Genomic DNA, 667 nt, shown 5'->3' with positions numbered 1-667 from the left:
CACCACCACCCTGTGCCACGGCGACCTCCACCTCGGCCAGCTCGTCCGCCACCACGCCCCCGACGGCCCCTGGCGCCTCATCGACGTCGACGACCTGGGACGCGGCGTCCCCGCCTGGGACCTCGCCCGCCCGGCCGCCTGGTACGCCTGCGGCCTCCTCCACCCCGACGAGTGGACCCGCTTCCTCGACGCCTACCGCGCGGCAGGCGGCCCGGCCGTCCCCGTGGACGGCGACCCCTGGCCCGCCCTGGACGTCCCGGCCCGCGCCCTCACCGTGCAGACCGCGGCCCGCGCCATAGCCAAGGCCACCGCGGCGAACCGCTCCCTGGACGAGGTCGAACAGCTCCTCGTGGACGCCTGTGCCCGAATGGGTTCCGCCCCACCCGAGTTGACCCGCACCGACGCGAAGTAGGGTGCAACCGACCAGAGCCGGACAGTGTCTGTCCTGGCGTAACGCGAAGCAGGACCAACCGGCGAGGAGTTGAGCCGACGATGCAGTGTCCGAAGTGTCACGCGCCCATGCACACGTACAACCGCAACGGTGTTCAGATCGAGCAGTGCAGCGGCTGCCGCGGGATCTTTCTCGACTACGGCGAGCTGGAGGCGCTGACCCGCCTGGAAGGCCAGTACTCCCAGCCTGCCCCGCCGCCCCCTGCCGCTCCCCAGG

2 protein-coding genes are annotated in these 667 nt (G+C 72.4%); both read left to right on the top strand.

All coding sequences use genetic code 11. The features are described 5' to 3' along the window. Positions 1-412 (top strand): phosphotransferase (locus HLK59_RS50330; RefSeq protein WP_171148371.1); only part of this gene is annotated, 412 nt, incomplete at its 5' end. An 80-nt stretch (positions 413-492) separates the two neighbouring features. After that, positions 493-667 (top strand): zf-TFIIB domain-containing protein (locus HLK59_RS50325; protein ID WP_171148370.1); only part of this gene is annotated, 175 nt, incomplete at its 3' end.

Origin of the sequence: Streptomyces sp. S3(2020) (genome assembly GCF_013044505.1) — a bacterium.
Classification (GTDB): domain Bacteria; phylum Actinomycetota; class Actinomycetes; order Streptomycetales; family Streptomycetaceae; genus Streptomyces.
Note: the sequence above shows the minus strand (reverse complement) of the source record. Positions and strands in the feature narration are given on the sequence as shown.